This is a genomic window from Mycobacteriales bacterium, from assembly GCA_035995165.1.
In the GTDB taxonomy this organism is placed as follows: Bacteria; Actinomycetota; Actinomycetes; order Mycobacteriales; family CADCTP01; genus CADCTP01.
Map to the genome: position 1 here is coordinate 27,706 of DASYKU010000024.1, position 19,232 is coordinate 46,937.

Annotated in this window: 22 protein-coding genes; 11 read left to right on the forward strand and 11 right to left on the reverse strand. The window is 72.3% G+C overall.

Annotated features, from left to right (window positions below; all coding sequences use genetic code 11):
- Positions 1-187: 187 nt before the first annotated feature.
- Together VGP36_04200 and VGP36_04205 are read right to left on the reverse strand one after the other, a co-directional pair.
- Positions 188-1,600, reverse strand: a complete 1,413-nt coding sequence (locus VGP36_04200; protein ID HEV7653927.1) for an OFA family MFS transporter — start codon at positions 1,598-1,600, stop codon at positions 188-190.
- A gap of 148 nt (positions 1,601-1,748) precedes the next feature.
- Positions 1,749-2,972, reverse strand: a complete 1,224-nt coding sequence (locus VGP36_04205) for a serine hydrolase domain-containing protein (protein ID HEV7653928.1) — start codon at positions 2,970-2,972, stop codon at positions 1,749-1,751.
- 47 nt (positions 2,973-3,019) lie between these two features.
- Between VGP36_04205 and VGP36_04210 the strand changes: the two genes are divergently transcribed.
- From VGP36_04210 to VGP36_04225, 4 genes are all read left to right on the forward strand, one after another.
- On the forward strand, positions 3,020-3,610 hold the full coding sequence (locus tag VGP36_04210) for a GNAT family N-acetyltransferase (protein ID HEV7653929.1): 591 nt from the start codon (positions 3,020-3,022) through the stop codon (positions 3,608-3,610).
- 9 nt (positions 3,611-3,619) lie between these two features.
- Positions 3,620-4,159 (forward strand): DinB family protein, encoded by a 540-nt coding sequence (locus tag VGP36_04215; protein HEV7653930.1) that lies wholly within the window; start codon positions 3,620-3,622, stop codon positions 4,157-4,159.
- Between the two features lie 405 nt (positions 4,160-4,564).
- Positions 4,565-5,884, forward strand: a complete 1,320-nt coding sequence (locus tag VGP36_04220; GenBank protein ID HEV7653931.1) for an MATE family efflux transporter — start codon at positions 4,565-4,567, stop codon at positions 5,882-5,884.
- A 22-nt stretch (positions 5,885-5,906) separates the two neighbouring features.
- Complete coding sequence (locus tag VGP36_04225; GenBank protein ID HEV7653932.1) at positions 5,907-6,296, forward strand: VOC family protein; 390 nt, start codon at positions 5,907-5,909, stop codon at positions 6,294-6,296.
- Between the two features lie 12 nt (positions 6,297-6,308).
- On the opposite strand, the gene VGP36_04230 is transcribed toward VGP36_04225, so the two are convergent.
- The gene (locus tag VGP36_04230) at positions 6,309-7,595 is read right to left on the reverse strand and encodes an adenylosuccinate synthase (protein ID HEV7653933.1); all 1,287 of its coding nucleotides are present in this window, start codon (positions 7,593-7,595) and stop codon (positions 6,309-6,311) included.
- Between the two features lie 49 nt (positions 7,596-7,644).
- Between VGP36_04230 and VGP36_04235 the strand changes: the two genes are divergently transcribed.
- Positions 7,645-8,139: a hypothetical protein gene (locus VGP36_04235; protein ID HEV7653934.1), complete on the forward strand. Its 495-nt coding sequence runs from the start codon at positions 7,645-7,647 to the stop codon at positions 8,137-8,139.
- A gap of 119 nt (positions 8,140-8,258) precedes the next feature.
- Here the strand turns inward: VGP36_04235 and VGP36_04240 are convergent, their stop codons facing one another.
- Both VGP36_04240 and fbaA read right to left on the reverse strand, forming a co-directional pair.
- On the reverse strand, positions 8,259-8,666 hold the full coding sequence (locus tag VGP36_04240) for a DUF3151 domain-containing protein (protein ID HEV7653935.1): 408 nt from the start codon (positions 8,664-8,666) through the stop codon (positions 8,259-8,261).
- Positions 8,667-9,124: 458 nt separating this feature from the next.
- The gene (fbaA, locus tag VGP36_04245) at positions 9,125-10,147 is read right to left on the reverse strand and encodes a class II fructose-bisphosphate aldolase (protein ID HEV7653936.1); all 1,023 of its coding nucleotides are present in this window, start codon (positions 10,145-10,147) and stop codon (positions 9,125-9,127) included.
- Between the two features lie 351 nt (positions 10,148-10,498).
- Between fbaA and VGP36_04250 the strand changes: the two genes are divergently transcribed.
- Together VGP36_04250 and VGP36_04255 are read left to right on the forward strand one after the other, a co-directional pair.
- Complete coding sequence (locus VGP36_04250; protein ID HEV7653937.1) at positions 10,499-10,783, forward strand: DUF427 domain-containing protein; 285 nt, start codon at positions 10,499-10,501, stop codon at positions 10,781-10,783.
- 76 nt (positions 10,784-10,859) lie between these two features.
- Entirely contained in the window at positions 10,860-11,876 is a 1,017-nt protein-coding gene (locus VGP36_04255; GenBank protein ID HEV7653938.1) for an NAD-dependent epimerase/dehydratase family protein, read from the forward strand.
- On the opposite strand, the gene VGP36_04260 is transcribed toward VGP36_04255, so the two are convergent.
- The gene (locus VGP36_04260) at positions 11,873-13,267 is read right to left on the reverse strand and encodes an FAD-dependent oxidoreductase (protein ID HEV7653939.1); all 1,395 of its coding nucleotides are present in this window, start codon (positions 13,265-13,267) and stop codon (positions 11,873-11,875) included. The genes VGP36_04255 and VGP36_04260 overlap by 4 nt on opposite strands.
- A gap of 74 nt (positions 13,268-13,341) precedes the next feature.
- Here VGP36_04260 and VGP36_04265 point away from each other — a divergent pair, with 74 nt between their 5' ends.
- The 3 genes from VGP36_04265 to VGP36_04275 are packed head-to-tail and all read left to right on the forward strand — an operon-like array spanning position 13,342 to position 15,487.
- Positions 13,342-13,962 carry a DedA family protein gene (locus tag VGP36_04265; protein ID HEV7653940.1) on the forward strand — a complete coding sequence of 207 codons (621 nt, stop codon included), beginning with the start codon at positions 13,342-13,344 and terminating at the stop codon, positions 13,960-13,962.
- Between the two features lie 10 nt (positions 13,963-13,972).
- Positions 13,973-14,692, forward strand: a complete 720-nt coding sequence (locus tag VGP36_04270) for a VTT domain-containing protein (protein ID HEV7653941.1) — start codon at positions 13,973-13,975, stop codon at positions 14,690-14,692.
- A gap of 6 nt (positions 14,693-14,698) precedes the next feature.
- Entirely contained in the window at positions 14,699-15,487 is a 789-nt protein-coding gene (locus VGP36_04275; GenBank protein ID HEV7653942.1) for an HAD-IIA family hydrolase, read from the forward strand.
- Positions 15,488-15,539: 52 nt separating this feature from the next.
- Here the strand turns inward: VGP36_04275 and VGP36_04280 are convergent, their stop codons facing one another.
- Entirely contained in the window at positions 15,540-17,075 is a 1,536-nt protein-coding gene (locus VGP36_04280) for an MFS transporter (protein ID HEV7653943.1), read from the reverse strand.
- Positions 17,076-17,164: 89 nt separating this feature from the next.
- Between VGP36_04280 and VGP36_04285 the strand changes: the two genes are divergently transcribed.
- Positions 17,165-17,785, forward strand: a complete 621-nt coding sequence (locus tag VGP36_04285; GenBank protein ID HEV7653944.1) for a TetR/AcrR family transcriptional regulator — start codon at positions 17,165-17,167, stop codon at positions 17,783-17,785.
- 223 nt (positions 17,786-18,008) lie between these two features.
- Here VGP36_04285 and mug read toward each other — a convergent pair whose 3' ends face one another.
- The 4 genes from mug to VGP36_04305 are packed head-to-tail and all read right to left on the reverse strand — an operon-like array spanning position 18,009 to position 19,227.
- Positions 18,009-18,554 (reverse strand): G/U mismatch-specific DNA glycosylase, encoded by a 546-nt coding sequence (gene mug, locus VGP36_04290; GenBank protein ID HEV7653945.1) that lies wholly within the window; start codon positions 18,552-18,554, stop codon positions 18,009-18,011.
- 22 nt (positions 18,555-18,576) lie between these two features.
- Complete coding sequence (locus VGP36_04295; GenBank protein ID HEV7653946.1) at positions 18,577-18,777, reverse strand: DUF86 domain-containing protein; 201 nt, start codon at positions 18,775-18,777, stop codon at positions 18,577-18,579.
- A complete protein-coding gene (locus tag VGP36_04300) occupies positions 18,774-18,935 on the reverse strand; it encodes a hypothetical protein (protein HEV7653947.1) in 162 nt (53 codons plus the stop codon). The genes VGP36_04295 and VGP36_04300 overlap by 4 nt, the downstream gene beginning before the upstream one ends.
- Entirely contained in the window at positions 18,925-19,227 is a 303-nt protein-coding gene (locus tag VGP36_04305; GenBank protein ID HEV7653948.1) for a nucleotidyltransferase domain-containing protein, read from the reverse strand. Before VGP36_04305 ends, VGP36_04300 begins: the two co-directional genes overlap by 11 nt.
- Between the last annotated feature and the right edge of the window lie 5 nt (positions 19,228-19,232).

Sequence of the window (19,232 nt, forward strand, 5' to 3'; positions counted from 1 at the left end):
TTCTCCTCGTCGGCAGACAGGGCCCTGAACGCACGAACGGTGCTGCCGCTGACCGCGACAGCACCGCCCGTGCGACGCCGGAGCTAGAACAGGTTCTTGGCCTTGAGGATCGTCTCCCAAAGACCGTAGATGATCATGATGCTGACCAGTCCCCAGCCGAGGACCAGACGGACGGCCTGCGTCTCCATCAGACCTTCTCCCTCTCCGTCGGGGCCGGGCTGTCCGGCGCGGTGTCAGATTCCGGTTCCCAGAACTTCGAGGCGACCGGGCGGATGAGCAGGTTGGAGATGAAGCCGACGGCCAGGATCGCGATCATCGTGTAGAGCGCGGGCCGATAGGCGTCGATCGTCAGCTTGCCCGGCGTGCCCTTCGCGTCCAGGTAGCCGTTGACGATCAGCGGACCGACCACGCCGGCCGCGGACCACGCGGTGAGCAACCGGCCGTGGATGGCGCCGACCTGGAACGTGCCGAACAGGTCCCGCAGGTACGCCGGCACGGTCGCGAAACCGCCGCCGTAGAAGGACAGGATCAGCATGGCCAGCAGGACGAACAGCACGGTCGCGTTGTTGCCGACCGTCGCCAGCAGCAGGTAGCTCAGGATGCCGATGCCCAGATAGAACATGTACATCGGCTTGCGGCCGATCTTGTCCGATGTGGACGACCACAGGATCCGGCCGAGCATGTTGGCCAGCGACAGGATGCCGACGAAGCCACCGGCCTCCGCGACCGTGACGGTCGAGCGCCCCGCGTCGTTGCGGAAGAAGTCCTGGATCATCGGCGAGGCCTGCTCGAGGATGCCGATGCCCGCGGTCACGTTGCAGAACAGGACGATCCACAGGAAGTAGAACTGCGGGGTCCTGATCGCGTTGGCCGCGGAGACGCTGTTGGTCGTGACCAGAGCCTTGGTCTTCAGCATCGACGGGTCCCAGCCGGCCGGGCGCCAGTCGTTGGCGGGCACCCTGATGTTGAAGACCCCGTACATCATGATGACGAAGTACACGATGCCGAGGGTGACGAACAGCTTCGCCACCGCGGGCCCGCTCGCGACGGACGTGGCCAGGGCGGAGTTGTAGTTCGAGTCGTACCAGCCCATGAGCTGCTGGGAGGCCGGCGTCGCGATCAGCGCGCCGCCGCCGAAGCCCATGATCGCCAGGCCGGTGGCGACACCCGGGTGGTCCGGGAACCACTTGATCAGCGTGGAGACCGGCGAGATGTAGCCGATGCCGAGGCCGATGCCGCCGATGACGCCGTAGCCGAGGTACAGCAGCCACAGCTGCTTGGTCTCGATGCCGAGCCCGCCGACGAGGAATCCGGCGCCCCAGAAGCAGGCGGCGGTGAACATCGCCTTGCGCGGACCCACCCGGTCCACCCAGGTGCCGCGGACGGCGGCGGACAGCCCGAGCATCACGATCGCGATCGAGAAGACGATGCCGATCTTGGTGTTGTTCGAGCCGAAGTTCTTCACCAGCGCCGTCTTGTAGACGCTGGTCGCGTAGGCCTGGCCGATACACAAATGAATAGCCAGGGCGGCTGGCGGTATGAGCCAGCGGTTGAAGCCGGGACCGGCAATAGAGCGTTCCCGGTCAAGGAAGGAGGCCATGCGCGAGCTCCTCACGGCGACGGACCGGCTGTGATCGCCGGCACAACCCCTACTACGTACATGTCCTGAGATCGGATCACTCGTCCCGCGCGCCGAGCGGACGTTGTTGCGCGGTGAACGGTTGGAAACCCGTCCGCAACCCGAACCGTCAGTCCACCAGAGCGGAGTTGACCATGGTCCGCAACTCCGCCCGGATCGGGTACGTGCTCGACGGGATCAGCTGCGTCATGAAGACCACCGTGATCCGCTCCACCGGGTCGACCCAGAACGTGGTCGAGGCCAGGCCGCCCCAGGCGTACTCACCCGGGGAGGTGAGGATCTCGTTGCGGGCCGGGTCGATCACGACCGCGAAGCCCAGCCCGAAGCCGATCCCCTCGAACGCGTCCTGCGGGCTCATCGAGCGGCCGATCGTCGCGATGTCGGCGTTGGCCGGCAGGTGGTTGCGGGTCATGTAGTCGACCGTCCGGCTGCCGAGCAGACGGACGCCGTCGAGCTCGCCCCGGTTGAGCAGCATGCGGGTGAACCGCAGGTAGTCGGCCGTGGTCGAGACCAGCCCGCCGCCGCCGGAGAAGTAGGTGATCTTCCCGCGCGGGTCGGGGGTGAACTCGTCCCGGCGGACCGGCGCCTGACCGGCCTTGGGAGTCAGGTAGAGCCCGCCCATCCGGTCGGCCTTCTCCGGCGGGACCGAGAACGCGGTGTCGGTCATCCCCAGCGGACCGGTGATCCGCTCGGCGAAGAACTGGTCCAGCGGCATGCCGGCGGCCACCTCGACGACCCGGCCGAGCACGTCGGTGGACACGCCGTAGTTCCAGCCGGTGCCGGGCTGGAACAGCAGCGGCACCTGGGCGAAGCGCTGCGCCATCTGCTCCAGCGTGACGCCCTCGGACGGGAAGAACTCGGCGTCCAGCAGCCGGTGCATCTCGTCCGCCGGGGTCTGGTGCAGGAACCCGTACGTCATGCCGGAGGTGTGCGAGAGCAGGTGCCAGACCCGGATCGGCTCGGCCGCGACCGTGCCGGGGTTGCTGGCCGAGCCGCTCACGAGCACCCGGGCGTCGGCGAACTCGGGCAGGAGCTCGCCGATCGGCTGCCGCAGCGGCAGCCGGCCCTCCTCCGTGAGCATCATCGCCGCGACCGAGGTGATCGGTTTGGTCATCGAGTAGATGCGCCAGATCGTGTCCGGCTCGACCGGCCGGTCGGCCTCGCGGTCCCGCAACCCGTACATGCCGTGGTGGACCAGCTGGCCGTCGCGGGTGATCGCGAGCTGCCAGCCCGCGAGCAGTCCCTCGTCGACGTAGCGGGCCAGGTGCGCGTCGATGCGGTCCAGGCGGTCCGGGGCGAAGCCGGCTTTCTCCGGGTCGAGCTCGATGTCCATGCTCCCGACGTTAATTACCGTCGGAGCCGGCTGGTAGACCCTGCGGCGTGGACCTGAGGATCGAGCCGGCCACGCCGGCACGGTGGGCGGACGTGCTGAGCGTCTTCGGCGCCCGTGGCGACCCGGCCCGGTGCTGGTGCGTCTACCTGCGGCACGCGAAGGTCTCGTACCAGGCCCGGGAGGAGAACCGGGACGGGCTGCGGTCGCTGGTCGAGGCCGGCCGGGAGCCCGGCCTGCTGGCGTACTCGGGCGACGGGCCGGTGGGGTGGGTGGCGGCGGCACCGCGGGAGCTGTTCGCCGAGCGGCTGGCGCGGTCGCCGGCGCTGAAGCCGGTGCCGTTCGACGGCCCGGTCTGGTCGGTGCTCTGCTTCGTGGTGCCACGGCCGTTCCGGCGGCAGGGCGTGGCGCACGCGTTGCTGGCCGGCGCGGTGACGCACGCGCGGTCCCGCGGGGCCGCGGCGATCGAGGGCGTGCCGCGGGACGACCGGACCGGGAAGAGCTGGTCGGACCCGACGGCGTACACGGGGACGGCGTCGATGTTCGAGGCGGCCGGGTTCAGCGAGATCGAACGCCGGCGGGACGACCGGGTGGTGTTCCGGATGGACTTGCGGTCAGGATCCGGCCGCAAGACCTCCTAGGGTCCGGGCATGACGAACACTCTCCGGACCGGCGAGCGCGCCGACCTCGTCGACACCCTCCGGCGGCACCGGGACTTCCTCCGGTACACCGTGCGGGACATCACCGACGACCAGGCCCGGCAGCGGACCACGGCCAGCGAGCTCACCCTCGGCGGCCTGATCAAGCACGTCGCGGTCACCGAGGCGACGTGGGCCGGCTTCATCGTGTCCGGCCCGGCGCCCGGCCCCGGCATCGACTGGGCCGCCGTGGACTGGTCCAACCCGCCGGCCGAGGTCGTCGCCTGGGCCGACGGACACCGGATGACCGGGGCCGAGACGCTCCCGGACCTGCTCGCCCGGTACGACGAGGTCGCGGCGGCGACCGACGAGCTGATCGCCGGCACCGATCTGGACGCGGCCCGGCCGCTGCCGGCGGCGCCCTGGTTCGAGGCCGGTGCGACCTGGACCGCGCGCCGGGCCCTCCTGCACATGATCGCCGAGACCGCGCAGCACGCCGGCCACGCCGACATCATCCGGGAGTCCCTCGACGGCCAGAAGACGATGGGCTGAGCTCAGTCGCAGAACCGGTCGATGATGCCCAGCCGGTCGGGGATCCCGAACGTAGCCGCGGACGCCGGTCTCCGCCTCGAGCGCGTCGGACAGCACGGCCTGCGCGGCGGCGGTGACGCTGCTGGCCTCGATCGCGTCCGCGCTCTGCTGGCGTTCCTCGACGGTCAGCGCCAGCGTCGTTCCCCCCCGCCAGCAGAGGCCCTTGCGACGCACCGGCAGGTCCGGCCAGCGGCGTGCGAGCCGCTGGCCAGCGGCGCGCGAGCCGCCGGCGCAGTCCGGTTCCCGTCCGCTGGATGTCCACGGCTACCGCCCGATGCCGACGAATAGGGGCACACAGAGTAGCCTGATATCGCTGTAAGTGATCACTCTGCGGATCTGTCGGGGTCGGCCGGTAGACCGGGGCGCATGCGGATCGGGCTGCGGTCGCCGTGGGACCGGGAGATCCTCCGGCTGGCGGTGCCCGCGTTCGGCGCGCTCATCGCCGAGCCGGTGTACGTGCTGTCCGACACCGCGATCGTCGGGCACCTCGGCACCCCGCAGCTGGCCGGACTCGCGGTCGCGGCCGCGATCCTGGTGACCGGCTACTCGATCTTCATCTTCCTGGCGTACGGGACGACCGCGGCGGTGGCCCGGCTCTTCGGGGCCGGCGACGAGCGGGAGGCGACCCACCAGGCCGTACAGGGGGTGTGGCTGGCGGCCGCGGTCTCCGTCCCGGTGACCGTGGCCGGGCTCGTCCTGGCCGGACCGCTGGTCCGCGGGTTCGGCGCGTCCGGCGCCGCCGCCGGGTACGCGGAGACCTACCTGCGGGTCAGCGCGCTCGGCCTGCCCGCGGTCCTGATCACCTACGCCGCCGTGGGCTGGCTGCGCGGCCGGCAGGACACCCGGACGCCGCTGCTGGTGGCGGTGATCTCGGCCGCGGTCAACCTCGCCCTGGAGATCGTGCTCATCCTCGGCCTCGGGTACGGGGTGGGCGCCTCGGCCGCGTCGACCGTGCTCGTGCAGTGGGGCGCGGTCGCGGTCTACCTGCTCGGGCTCGGCCGGCGGGCCGCGGTGCTGCAGGTCGGGCTGCGCCCGGTCGGCCGGGTGGTCGGCCGGCTGGCCCGGGTCGGGCTGGACCTGCTGATCCGGACGGTCGCGCTGCGGGTGGCGCTGACCTCGGCGACCGCGGTCGCGGCCCGGCTCGGGGCGGCCCAGGTCGGCGCCCACCAGATCGCGTTCGAGATCTGGAACACCCTGGCGCTGGCCCTGGACGCGGTCGCGATCGCGGCCCAGGCCCTGGTCGGGCGGCTGCTCGGGGCGGGCGACGTGGTCGCGGCCCGGGCCGCGACCCGGCGGATGGTCGAGCTCGGCCTGGCGTTCGGGGTGCTGGTCGGGCTGGTGCTGCTGGCGCTGCGCGGGGTGCTGCCGCACGCGTTCACCGACGACCCGCTGGTCGTGCACCTCGCCGCCTTCGTGCTGCTGTTCGCGGCGCTGCTGCAGCCGATCAACGCGGTCGTGTTCGTGCTCGACGGCGTGCTCATGGGCGCCGGGGACATGCGGTATCTGGCCGTGTCGACCGTGGTCGCCGGGGTGCTGTTCCTGCTGGTGGCCGGGGTCCTGCTGGCCACCGGCGCCGGGCTGGGCTGGCTCTGGACCGCGATCGGGGTGCTCATGCTGGCCCGGCTGGCCGCGCTCGCGGCCCGGCTGCGGACCGACCGCTGGCTCGTCACCGGCGCAACTCGGTAGACCGGTTCGGGAGGATATGGCGGTGACCGCTCAGATCTCGCACACGTCGTTCGACGCCACCGACGCGTACGCCCAGTCGCTGTTCTGGGCCCAGGTGCTCGGCTTCGCCGAGGATCCGGCCGACCCGAACGAGCCCGGCCACGAGGAGTGCATGATCTTCTCCCCGGACGGGCGGACCCGGCTGCTGTTCATCGAGGTGCCGGAGAAGAAGGACCGCAAGAACCGCCTCCACCTCGACCTGGTGCCGGCGTCCGGGAGCCGGGACGAGGAGCTCGGCCGGCTGCTCGCGATCGGCGCGACGGTCGTCGACGACCTGCGCCGCCCCGACGGCCGCGGCTGGGTCGTGCTCGCCGACCCCGAGGGCAACGAGTTCTGCATCCTGCGCTCCGAAGCGGAACGCGCCGCCTCCTGATCGCTGATCGGATCAGACGAGGTCGCGCAGGACCAGGGTCTGGTCGCGGCCGGGGCCGACGCCGATCGCGGAGACCGTGCAGTTCGACAGCTCCTCCACCCGCCGGACGTACGCCTGCGCGTTGTCCGGCAGGTCCGCGAACGTCTTCGCGTCCTCCAGCGGCTCGAACCAGCCGTCCAGGTACTCGTACACCGGGGTCGCCTTGACCAGGTCCGACTGCATCATCGGCATCTCGTCGACGCGCTCACCGTCGATCTGGTAGCCGACGCAGACCGGCACCCGGTCCAGCCCGGACAGCACGTCGAGCTTGGTCAGGAAGAGGTCGGTCAGGCCGTTGACGCGGGTCGCGTACCGCGCGATGACGGCGTCGAACCAGCCGCACCGGCGCAGCCGGCCGGTGGTCACGCCGATCTCGCCGCCGGCCTTGCGCAGGAACTCGCCGTACTCGTCGAACAGCTCGGTCGGGAACGGCCCCTCGCCCACCCGGGTCGTGTACGCCTTGAGGATCCCGATCACCCGGCTGATCCTGGTCGGCCCGATCCCGGACCCGGCCGCCGCGCCGCCCGCGGTCGGCGAGGACGAGGTGACGAAGGGATAGGTGCCGTGGTCGACGTCGAGCAGGGTGCCCTGGGAGCCCTCCAGCAGCAGGGTGGCGCCCTCGGCGAGGGCCCGGTCCAGCAGCAGCCGGGTGTCGGCGATGCGGGGACGCAGCCGGTCCGCGTACCGCACGTACTCGGTCCAGATCGCGTCCACGTCCAGCGCCCGCCGGTTGTAGACCTTGACCAGGATCTGGTTCCGGTCCCGCAGCGCGATCTCCAGCTTGGCCCGGAACGCCTCCGGGTCCAGGAGGTCCTGCATCCGGATGCCCATCCGCGCGACCTTGTCCCCGTACGCCGGGCCGATGCCGCGGCCGGTCGTGCCGATCCGGGACTTGCCCAGGTAGCGCTCGGTCACCTTGTCCAGGGCCCGGTGGTACGGAAGGATCACGTGTGCGTCGGCCGAGATGACCAGCCGGGACGTGTCCACGTTCCGCGCCTCCAGCGCGTCGAGCTCGTCGATGAGCACCGCCGGGTCGACCACGACGCCGTTGCCGATCACGCAGGTCACGCCCGGGGTGAGGATGCCGGACGGGAGCAGGTGCAGGGCGAAGTGCTGGCCGTCCGGCGTCACCACGGTGTGGCCGGCGTTGTTGCCGCCCTGGTAACGCACGACGTACTGGACCTGCTCGCCGAGCAGATCGGTCGCCTTGCCCTTGCCCTCGTCGCCCCACTGGGCGCCGACGAGCACGATCGCGGGCATCGGAACTCCTGGAGTCGGGAACAAACGGCAAAAGCCTAACCTGGGACCCATGCCCACGATCCCGTCGCCGCAACGTCTGGTACGGCTGGCCCGGGACCAGGCCGGGACGGGCGTCCGCCTGGCCGGGACAGGCGTGCGACTCGCCCGCGAGCAGGCCGAGGCGGTGGCCGCGCTGCCGGGCGCGTTGCTGTCGCTGACCCGCGCGGTGTCGAGCCTGGACTCGACGATCCGGGAGGCCCGGGCGACCGTCGGCCGGCTGCAGCGGGTGGGCGAGCGGCTGGAGGGGATCCTCGACGAGGTCGAGCAGCCGGTGAAGGACCTGGTGCCGGGACTGCGGCGGGTCGGCGCCGTGCTGGACGACCCCGCGGTCAGCGACCTGCCCGACACGGTCCGGCGGGTCCGCGAGGACCTGCTGCCGCTGGTCGCCACCCTGCGCGGCGGGGCCGACGTGCTGGACCGGTTCGCCGGGGCCCGCTCCCTGCTGGGCTTCCGCGGCCGGCTGCCGACCGAGCCGACCGACACCCCGCCGGTCATCGACCAGTGAGCGGGAGGTCGGGCGCGGCGGTGTCTTGGACCGGAGCGCGCCGCGGCCCGGACGTGCGCTTCCGCGCCGAGATCGAGGCGTGCGAGCTGTCCGGAGTGGTCGTCGCGGTCGGCTGCGTGTCAGTCGCCGAGGGCGGTGGCGGCGGTCGGATCGCTGTCGCGCAGGAAGTCGCGACAGCGGGTCGCCTCCTCGTCCTCGCCGATCGAGGCCGCGGCCCGGCCGAGCGCGTGCAGGCTGCGCAGGAAACCCCGGTTGGGCTCGTGCGCCCACGGCACCGGGCCGTGGCCCTTCCAGCCGGCCCGGCGCAGCGCGTCCAGCCCGCGGTGGTAGCCGACCCGCGCGTACGCGTAGGACTCCACGACGTTGCCGGCGGCGAAGGCGCGGTCGGCCAGCGCGGCCCAGGCCGCGGACGAGGTCGGGACGCGGGCGGCGACGTCGACCGGGTCGTCGCCGGCGGCCAGCGCCGCGGCTCCCGGGTCGACGGGCAGTTCGGTCCCGGGGGGCTGGGCGAGCAGATCGTGCGGCACGCGGGAATCCTGCCACGCCGGGGCGCGAGGCGGGGGACGCGGTCCGGATCCCGGTGCAGAGGCCCGGACCGCGTCAGGGGGGATCACGTCGTGAGCGACCTGATCGGGGATCGGAGCCCGTTCGCGGACCTGGCGTGGTACCGGAGCGCCTGCGAGGGCGCGGTGAGGGGCAGCGTCCACTGCCCGGTCCTGTCCGTGGAGAACCGGGTCCAGGTGCCCCACTCCCGGTGGCCGACCGGACGAACAGGATCATTCGAGTTCGGCCGGGCGGTGCCGCCGACGGTCACCTCGGGCCCTCCGCTGCCCGCGGAGAGCCGTTCGGTCCCGGCCGCCGCGGCCGCCGCGGTGGTGGCGACCCTGGTCGTGCGGACCGCGGACGTCTTCCCTCCGCGCCGCACGGCGACTCCGTCGGCGCGTCGCTCCGGTCCAGACGCCGCGCGCCCGCCCGGAGCGACCCGTCAGCTGACCGAGCGGCCGGCCGAGAGGAGGTCCTCGCAGGCGGTCACGACGCGCGCGGCCATGCCGGTCTCGGCCGCCTTGAGGTAGCTGCGCGGGTCGTACGCCTTCTTGTCCCCGACCTCGTCGTCGATCTTCAGCACGCCGTCGTACTTGCTGAACATGTGGCCGGCGATCGGCCGGGTGAACGCGTACTGCGTGTCGGTGTCGACGTTCATCTTGACCACCCCGTACGACAGGGCCTCGCGGATCTCCCGCAGCGCCGAGCCCGAGCCGCCGTGGAAGACCAGGTCGAACGGACGCTCCTTGCCGAGGTCCTTGCCGACGCTGTCCTGGATCTCCTTGAGGATCTCCGGGCGGAGCTTCACGTTGCCCGGCTTGTAGACACCGTGCACGTTGCCGAACGTCGCGGCCAGCAGGTACCGGCCCTTCTCGCCCGAGCCGAGCGCCTCGACGGTCTTCAGCGCGTCGCCCGGGGTGCTGTAGAGCTTGTCGTTCATCTCGCCGACGACGCCGTCCTCCTCGCCGCCGACCACGCCGATCTCGATCTCGAGCACGATCTTCGCCTGCGCGCAGAGCGTCAGCAGGTCGGCCGCGATCTCGAGGTTCTCCTCCAGCTCGACCGCGGAGCCGTCCCACATGTGGGACTGGAACAGCGGGTTGCCGCCGCCGTAGACGCGCTCCTTGGACAGCGCGAGCAGCGGCCGGACGTACTTGTCGAGCTTGTTCTTGGGGCAGTGGTCGGTGTGCAGCGCGATGTTGACCGGGTAGCGCGCGGCGACCACGTGGGCGAACTCGGCCAGCGCGACGGCGCCGGTCACCATGTCCTTGACCCCGGTGCCGGAGGCGAACTCGGCGCCCCCGGTCGAGATCTGGACGATGCCGTCGCTGCCGGCGTCGGCGAAGCCCTTGATGGCGGCGTTCACCGTCTCCGACGAGGTGATGTTGATCGCCGGATACGCGAAGCCTTTGGCCTTCGCCCGGTCGAGCATCTGGGCGTACACCTCGGGCGTGGCGATGGGCATCTTCGTCCTCCGACGGTCCTGGGATCCCTGTCCGGGAAGTATCCCGCACGTTTCGGGTGGCCCTGAGGGGTGTACAGAAACTGGTGACTCTACGTACAGCGCGTTGAGCAGTGTGTGACCTTGCGGGGGTCGCCGCCGCGGGCTGGCTGGGACTGGTCGCGCTGTCAGGATCCGCGGCCGCGGACACCGGCCCGCCGCGGCCCGGACCGCCCGGGGCGACCGGCCGCGGGGCCGGCGGCACCGACGCCCCGGACGCGCCGGCGCTGCCGGGCTCGGGCACCGCGTCCGGGAACGTGAAATACCCGGGCACCGGTCGGGGGTTCCCCGTAGTACCCGAACAAGGAGGCACCAGTGGCGAAGGCCGTCTGGAACGGCGAGGTCATCGCGGACAGCGACGACACCGTGATCGTCGAGGGCAACCACTACTTCCCCCGCGAGTCCGTCCGCGCCGAGTTCCTGCGCGAGTCCGACACCCACAGCGTGTGCCCGTGGAAGGGCACCGCGAGCTACCAGTCGCTGGAGGTGGACGGCAAGACGAACGAGGACGCGGCCTGGTACTACCCAGAGCCCAAGGACGCGGCCAAGCAGATCTTCGACCACGTCGCCTTCTGGAACGGCGTCGAGGTCACCGCGTAGTCCTGCCGGTCGCCCTGGTTTCGCCGGTCGCGTAACGGGCTGGTCCCGGGACGGGTGCCGGCGGCAGGGTGGTCGCATGCGACTGCTCGTGCTCGGCGGCACCCGGTTCCTCGGCCGCGGCGTGGTCGACGCCGCCCTGGCGGCCGGCGACGAGGTCACCACCCTCACCCGCGGCGTGTCCGGCGAACCACCGGACGGCGTCGAGGCCCTGCACGGTGACCGCTCCACCCCGGACGGTCTGGACGTGCTGCGCGGCCGGCAGTGGGACGCGGTCGTCGACACATCCGGCTTCGTGCCGAACGTGGTCGGCCGCGGGGCCGCGCTGCTGGCCGACGCGGTCGGCCACTACGTCTTCGTCTCCTCGATCAACGCGTACCCGGACTTCGGCGAGAAGCCGATCCGGGACGACAGCCCGGTGCACGACTGCGCGCCGGACGCCGGCTCCCCGGACGGCACCTTCGACCCGGAGCAGTACGGCCCGTTCAAGGTCGGCTCCGAGCGCGCCGTCGAGACGTACTTCCCCGGCCGCACCACCCAGCTACGGGCCGGCCTGATCATCGGCCCGTACGACGACACCGGCCGGCTGCCGTACTGGGTGGACCGGATGGCCCGCGGCGGCGAGGTGCTCGCCCCCGGCGACCCGGACCGGGTGCTGCGGCTGATCGACGCCCGCGACCTCGGCGCCTGGGCCGTCGAGACGGGCCGGACCGGCACCGCGGGTGCGTACGTCGCGACCGGGCCGGCGAACCAGGTCACCTTCGGCGCGATCCTGGCCACGGCGGCCGAGGTGTCCGGCAGCGACGCGACCGTCACCTGGGTGCCGGAGGACGTCGTCGTCGAGCAGGGCATCGCCGGCTGGACCGAGCTGCCGCTCTGGCTCCCGGCCGCCCAGGTGCCCTACGCGTTCGACCAGGACACGACCGCGGCCGAGCGGGCCGGCCTGCGCACCCGGCCGGTCGCCGACACCGTCCGGGACGTGTACGCCTGGCTGACCGGTCCGGACGCCGGCAACGAGCCGAACGAGCGCACCGGCAGGGCCGGCCTCGACCCGCAGAAGGAGAAGGACGCCCTGGCCGCCTGGCACGCCCGCTAGGACGTGTGGTCGTCCCGGACGTCGAGCTCGACCGCGTCCCAGGACTTGCGGGCGGCGATGAGGACCGGATCCCAGACCGGCGCGAACGGCGGCGCGTACGACAGGTCGAGGCCGGAGATCTCCTCCACGGTCATCTCGTTCCACAGCGCCGTCGCCAGCACGTCGATCCGCTTCGCCGCGCCCTCCCGGCCGACGATCTGCGCCCCGAGCAGCCGCCCGGACCGCTTCTCCGCGACCAGCTTGGTGGTGATCGGCTGGGTGCCGGGGAAGTAGCCGGCCCGGGTCGTGGACTCGACCACGGTCGAGACGTACCGCAGGCCGGCCCGCTCGGCGTCGGCCTCGCGCAGCCCGGTCCGGGCCACCTCCAGGCTGCAGACCTTGGTGACGGCCGTGCCGACCACGCCCGGGAACGTCGCGTACCCGCCGCCGAGGTTGATCCCGGCCACCCGGCCCTGCTTGTTCGCGTGCGTGCCGAGGGCGATGTGCACCGGCGCCAGGGAGACCCGGTTGACGGTCTGGACGCAGTCGCCGGCGGCCCAGACCTGCTGGTGGGAGAGGGTGCGCATGCGCATGTCGGTGACGATCCCGCCGGTCACGCCGACCGTGATGCCGGCGTCGCCGGCCAGCCCGCTGTTGGGCCGGACACCGAGGCCGAGCACGACCACGTCGGCCGGGATCTCCCGCTGGTCGGTGACCACCGCGGCCACCCGGCCGTCGGCGCCGGCCCGGATCTCGAACACCTTCTCCGACCGGTACAAGGTGATGCCGAGGTGCTCGACCGCCCCGGCGACCAGCGCGCCCATGTCCGGGTCCAGCGTCGACATCGGCTGCGGCGCGGCCTCGACGACCGTCACCTCCAGCTCCCGCTGGACGAACGCCTCGGCCATCTCCAGGCCGATGTAGCCGCCGCCGACGACCACCGCCCGGCGCGCCCCGGCCCGGTCGATCGCGGCCCGGACGGCTTCGCCGTCGTCGAGGGTCTGCACGCCGTACACGCCCTGGGCCTCGGTGCCGGGGATGTCCGGGCGGACCGGGATCGCGCCCAGGCCGAGCACGAGCTGGTCGAAGCCGAGCGTGTAGTCGGTGCCGGCGTCGAGGTCGCGGACCGTCACCGCGCCCCGGTCGAGGTCCAGGCCGACGGCCTCCTGCCGGAGCCGGACCTCGATGTCCTGCTTGCGGAACTCGTCCACCGAGCGGGTGACCAGGTCGTCGGCGGACTCCACCGCGCCGCCGATCCAGTACGGGATCCCGCAGGCCGAGTACGACGCGTGCCGGCCGCGGTCGACGGCGACGATGTCCAGCTTCCCGGCCGGCCGGCGCCGGCGCGCCTGGGACGCGGCCGTCATCCCGCCCGCGTCGGCCCCGATGACGACCAGCCGCTCGCGGCTCACCTGCAGGTCTCGTTCATGGTCACCTTCCGGTCGTGCCCAGGCCGCCATCGTCGTACGCCCTTAGGGTCAACGCGATGCCGGACTTCGCCGATCTGGACACGCTCGGCACGGCCGCCGTGTACGTCGTGGTCATCGGCCTGGTCTTCGCCGAGTGCGGGCTGCTGGTCGGCTTCTTCCTGCCCGGCGACACGCTGCTGTTCGCCGGCGGGCTGGTCGCCGCCGACGCCGCCCGGGAAGTCCAGGTCGGCTGGCTGCTGGCCGGGGTGCTGGTCGCGGCGATCGCCGGCGAGACGCTCGGCTACGTCATCGGGGCCCGGATGGGGCTGCCGCTGCTGCGCCGCCGCCGCGGCCGGGTGCTCACCCCGGAGCGGGTCGCCCGGGCCGAGGCCTTCACCACCCGCTACGGCGTGCTCGCGGTGATCTCGGCCCGCTGGATCCCCTGGGTCCGGACGTTCGCGCCGCTGCTGGCCGGCGCCACCGGCATGTCCTGGCCGAAGTTCCTGCTGGCCAACGTGATCGGCGCGCTCTGCTGGGGGCCGACGCTGGTGCTGGGCGGCTACCTGGCCGCCTCGGTGCCCTGGCTGCGCCACGTCGCGGAGGCGGTGGCCGCGGTCGCGATCACCGTCACGCTCGTGGTCGCCGTTCTCAGGTGGCGGACAGCTCGCTCGGAGGGGACCGAGACCCCGGGCCGGTAGCCTCTGCGGGGTGCAGAACCTCGCCCTGCTGCCGAACGCCATCGACCCGGACCACCTGCTGAGCTCATTCGGCCTGATCGGCCTGCTGATCATCGTGTTCGCCGAGTGCGGGCTGCTGGTCGGTTTCTTCCTGCCCGGGGACACGCTGCTGTTCAGCGCCGGCCTGCTCACCGCGACCGGCACGCTGGACGTGCCGTTCTGGCTGTCGCTGCTGCTGGTCCCGCTCGCCGCCATCGCCGGCAACCTGGTCGGCTACTGGATCGGCTACCAGGCCGGGCCGGCCGTGTTCAACAAGCCGAACTCGCGCCTCTTCCGGCAGGAGTACGTCGACCGCTCGCACGACTTCTTCGAGCGCTACGGCGCCCGCACGATCGTGGTGGCCCGGTTCGTGCCGATCGTGCGGACCTTCGCGACCGTGATGGCCGGCGCCAGCCGGATGCGCTTCGCCGTGTACGCGCTGTACAGCGTCATCGGCGGCATCCTCTGGGGCGGCGGCGTGCTCGCGCTGGGCTACTACCTCGGGCACATCTCGTTCGTACGGAAGACGATCGAGCCGCTGATCGAGCCGATCATCATCGCGGTCGTGCTGCTCTCGCTGGTGCCGGCCGCGATCGAGCTGCTGCGCTCCCGGCGGCGGCGCGGCGGGATGTCCTCGGCGCCGCTGGCCGAGGAACCGATCGAGCCCGACGGCGACGTCGAGCACGTCTCCGGCCGGCACCGGGTCGACTAGGTGACCATGAGCGCCGTGACGGAGCGGCAGCCGGCCGAGTGCTGGCTCACCGACATGGACGGCGTCCTCGTGCACGAGGGGATCCCGGTCCCCGGTGCGCAGGAGTTCGTCCAGGCCCTGGAGAAGTCCGGCAAGCGCTACCTCGTGCTCACCAACAACTCCATCTACACCCCGCGTGACCTGCACGCCCGCCTCCGTACGTCCGGGATCGACGTGCCCGCGGACGCGATCTGGACCTCCGGGATGGCGACCGCGCAGTTCCTGGACTCGCAGCGGCCGGGCGGCAGCGCGTACACGATCGGGGAGGCGGGGCTGACTACGGCGCTGCACCAGATCGGCTACACGCTGACGGAGTCCGACCCGGACTACGTGGTGCTGGGCGAGACCCGCAGCTACTCGTTCACCGCGATCACCAAGGCGATCCGGCTCATCGACGGCGGGTCGCGGTTCATCGCGACCAACCCGGACCCGACCGGGCCGTCCACCGAGGGCGCGCTGCCCGCGACCGGCTCGGTGGCCGCGCTGATCACCCGGGCCACCGGCGTCGAGCCGTACTTCGTGGGCAAGCCCAACCCGCTGATGATGCGCTCGGCCCTGAACACGGTCGGCGGGCACAGCGAGACGACCGCGATGATCGGCGACCGGATGGACACCGACATCGTCGCCGGGATGGAGGCCGGTCTGGAGACCGTGCTGGTCCTGACCGGGGTGACGACGCGGTCGATGATCGACCGCTTCCCGTTCCGGCCCAGCCGGGTCATCGAGTCCATCGCCGACCTCGTCGACGAGATCTGAGCTCCGCGGACCGCCCCGGACGCCGGCCGGCGGGTCGCCCGGGGCGGGGGCGTCAGGCGGCGGCCGAGACCGGCTCGGCCGGGGGCTCGGCCGGCGTTGGCGTGTCGCGGACCAGGGTGTACGCGGCGACCAGGGCGCCCAGGACGCAGGCGGCGCCGGCGCACAGCACCCAGGCCAGCCCGTTCGAGAGCGCGGACAGCGCGGCCTCGGACAGCGCCGGACGCAACCCGGCCGGGACCGCGGCCAGCGCCTGCTTGGTGCCGCCGGCCGCGACGGCCGTGCCGAGCTCACGCGCGTTCGCCGCGCCGACCTGGCCGGACAGCGCGTCGACCACCGCGTCCCGGACCCGGGCCTCGAACAGCGCGCCCAGCCCGGCCACCCCGACCGCCGTGCCGACCTGGCGGAAGGTGTTCACCGCGCCGGTGGCCATGCCCGCCCGCTCCGGCGCGACCGCGCCGAGGCCGACGTTGGCGATGATCGGCGTGCTCATGCCGAACCCGAAGCCGATGATGATCAGGCCCGGCACGGTCGAGCCGTAGGTCTCGGTCCGCCCGACCACCGCGGTGAGCAGGATACCGAGCAGGCTGATCCCCATCGAGGCGGTGAGCAGCAGCCGGGTCGGGACCCGGCCGAGCAGCCGCCGACCGGTCACCGCCGCGGCCACGAACGAGAGCACCGACAGCGGCAGGAAGCTCAGGCCCGAGCGCAGCGCCGAGAAGCCGAAGCCGGCCTGGGTGAGGATCACGACGTACGCGAACATGCCGATGATCCCGGCCGAGACGAGGAAGCCGACGATCGCGGCGCCGCTGAACGCGGGCGACCGGAACAGCCCGAGGTCCAGCATCGGCCGGGCCGAGCGCGCCTCCACCAGCACGAACGCGGCCAGCAGCACCGCGCCGCCGAGGAACGAGGCGAGCACCAGCCCGCTGGTCCAGCCGGCCGAGTTGCCCCGGACGATGCCGAGCACCAGCCCGAACAGGCCGAGCCCCAGCAGCACCGTGCCCGGGATGTCGACGCGGCGACCGCTCGGGTCCCGGCTTTCGGAGATCCGCAGCAGCGCGGCGACGAAGGCGACCGCGCCGATCGGCAGGTTGACCAGGAAGATCCACTGCCAGCCGAGGCTGTCCACCAGCGCGCCGCCGACCAGCGGGCCGACCGCGACCGAGCCGGCCAGGACCGCGCTCCAGACGCCGATCGCGGCCGCCCGGTCCCGGCCCCGGAACTCGTGCCCGAGCAGCGGGAGCGCGGTCGCGAACAGCAGCGCACCGCCGCCACCCTGTACGGCCCGGGCCACGTCCAGCGCCAGCGGTGTGGTCGAGGCGGCGCAGGCGGCGCTCGCCGCCGTGAAGATGGCCAGCCCGAGCAGGAAGATCCGCTTCCGGCCGGTGATGTCGGCCAGCGAGGCGGCCGGCAGCAGCAGCGCCGCCAGCGGCAGCGTGTACGCGTCGAGCGCCCACTGCACGTCGGAGAACGACGCGTTCAGGTCGGCCCGGATCGTCGGCAGCGCGGTCGTCACCACGGAGACGTCGAGCAACAGCATGAACGTGGCCGCGCAGACCAGCACGAGGGTCCAGGCCCGACGGGACATGGCCGCTTCTTTCATAGACGTGTGTAAGGTGACGTATGTCAGCTAAGCTCGTAGGCAGACACCTGTCAAGTGATTGGTGGGATGGAGCGATGCAGCAGAAGTCGAGCGCGGTCCGGGAGCGCAACCGGCGAGGTGAGGGCGATCGGCTGCGGGCCGAGATCCTCGCCGCGACCGCCCGCCTGCTCGAGGCGGCCGGCTCCGACGAGGGGCTGAGCCTGCGCGGCGTCGCCCGCGAGGTCGGCATCTCGCCCCAGTCGATGTACCTGCACTTCGCCAACCTCGACGAGCTGGTGCTGGCCGTCCTGGCCGACAGCCACGGGCTGATGGGCCGCGACCTGGACGCGGCGGCCGACGCCGAGGCCGACCCGGTGGAACGGGTGATCGCCCGCGGCCGGGCGTACCTGGCCTGGGGCGCCGCCCACCCCGGTCTCTACCAGGTCATGTACGAGGGCCGCCTGCAGTCGAAGCCCGAGCTGGAGCCGGGCGTCCTCCCGCCCGGACGGACGCTGCTGTACAAGGTGCGCGACGACGTCCGGGCCGCGATGGCCGCGGGCGCGATCCCGGACGGGGACGCGGAGTCGCTCGCGTACGAGCTGTGGGCGCTGGTGCACGGGCTGGTGTCGCTGCGGGCGAACAAGCCCGCGATGCAGTGGCCGGACACCGGTCTGCTGGTCGACGACGCCGGCCGCCGGATCCTCCGCGCGCCCTAGCGGGGTCCGACACCGCCGGGGAGCACGGAACCGAGCAGCCGGCGCAGTCTGTCCACTTCGGACGGATCCGGCGCGGCCGCCTTCGGCCGGATCCGCGGGGCGGCGGACACGGTCCGGGCTCATACGGCCCGGATCAGGACACCTCCCGCCGCATCAGCTCGCCGCCGTTCCGCTCGCCCTGCCGGTCGGGGTGCACGGCCAGGAACGCCAGCTGCCGGTGCTGTCAGCGCACCGCTGTAGCGAGTTCGGCGTACTCAGCGCTGAGCCTGGGCTGCTGATAGTGCGCGTTGAGGCCGGACGGGTTCGGCAGGACCCAGAGCGGGACGCCCTCGATCGGCTCCGGCTGCGGGCCGATCACCGCCTTCGGCCTCGCGAACGCGGTCCGGTACGCGGTGATCCCGAGGACGGCGACCGTCCGCGGCCGCCAGGTCCGGACCGTCTCCTCCAACCGCGGCACGCCCGCCCGGATCTCGCCGTCACTCAACTCATCGGCCCGTGCGGTCGCCCGATTGACCAGGTTCGTGATCCCGATCCCGGCCTCGACCAGTTCGTCGGTCTGCTCCGGCCGCAGCTTGCCGTCGGTGAACCCCGCCTCGGCCAACGTGATCCACAGTCGGTTGCTCGGCCGCCCGAAGTGCAGCCCCGACCATCCCGACCACAGGCTCGGATTGATCCCCACCAGCAGCACCCGCAGATCCGGCGCCACCAGATCCGGAATCACCTTCCCGTACGCCCCGGCAAGCTCCGCCTTCGTCGGCTTCCGCTCCACGCCCCGACCCTAGGCGGGCGGTTCAGAGGCCGGCGACCAGTTCCGGGTACTCCGTCCGGAGGATGGCGAGGCCGTAGTCGATGAGCGCCGGCAGCTGGCGGTCCACGATCTGCCAGACCACCTGCCACTCGACAGCGAAGTACTCATGCACGGCGACGTTCCGGAAGCCGATGATCGTGCGCCAGGGCATGTCGTCGTACCGCTCCCGGAGGTCGGCACTCAGCCGTTCGCCGCCTCACCCAGTGCGGTGAGGCGGGCGACAACCGCCCAGCGCACGATCTCGTCGTCGAACCACTCCTCGGCCGACTCGCCGCGGACGAACCGGCGGGCGTCTTGTGCGGCTTCGATGAGATCGACGATGTAGAGGTCATCAGGCCGCATCGGCATAGACGACGCGCGCCTCAGCGAGCACGCGCTCGCGGATCACCCTGTGCAGGAAGCGTTTCGGGACGATGTCGACGTCCCGACCGACCGCCGCGCGGAGCTCGTCGCGGAGATCGACGATCTCCCAGCCGAGAGTCGAGTCAGGCGACAGCACATACAGGAAATCGACGTCGCTGTCGGGTCCGAAGTCGTCGCGAAGTGCCGAACCGAAGACGGCCAACTCGGACACGCCGTACTTCCGGCAGATCGCGCCGATGCGGTCGAGCGGCAGGTCGGCGGCGAGATTCACGATGA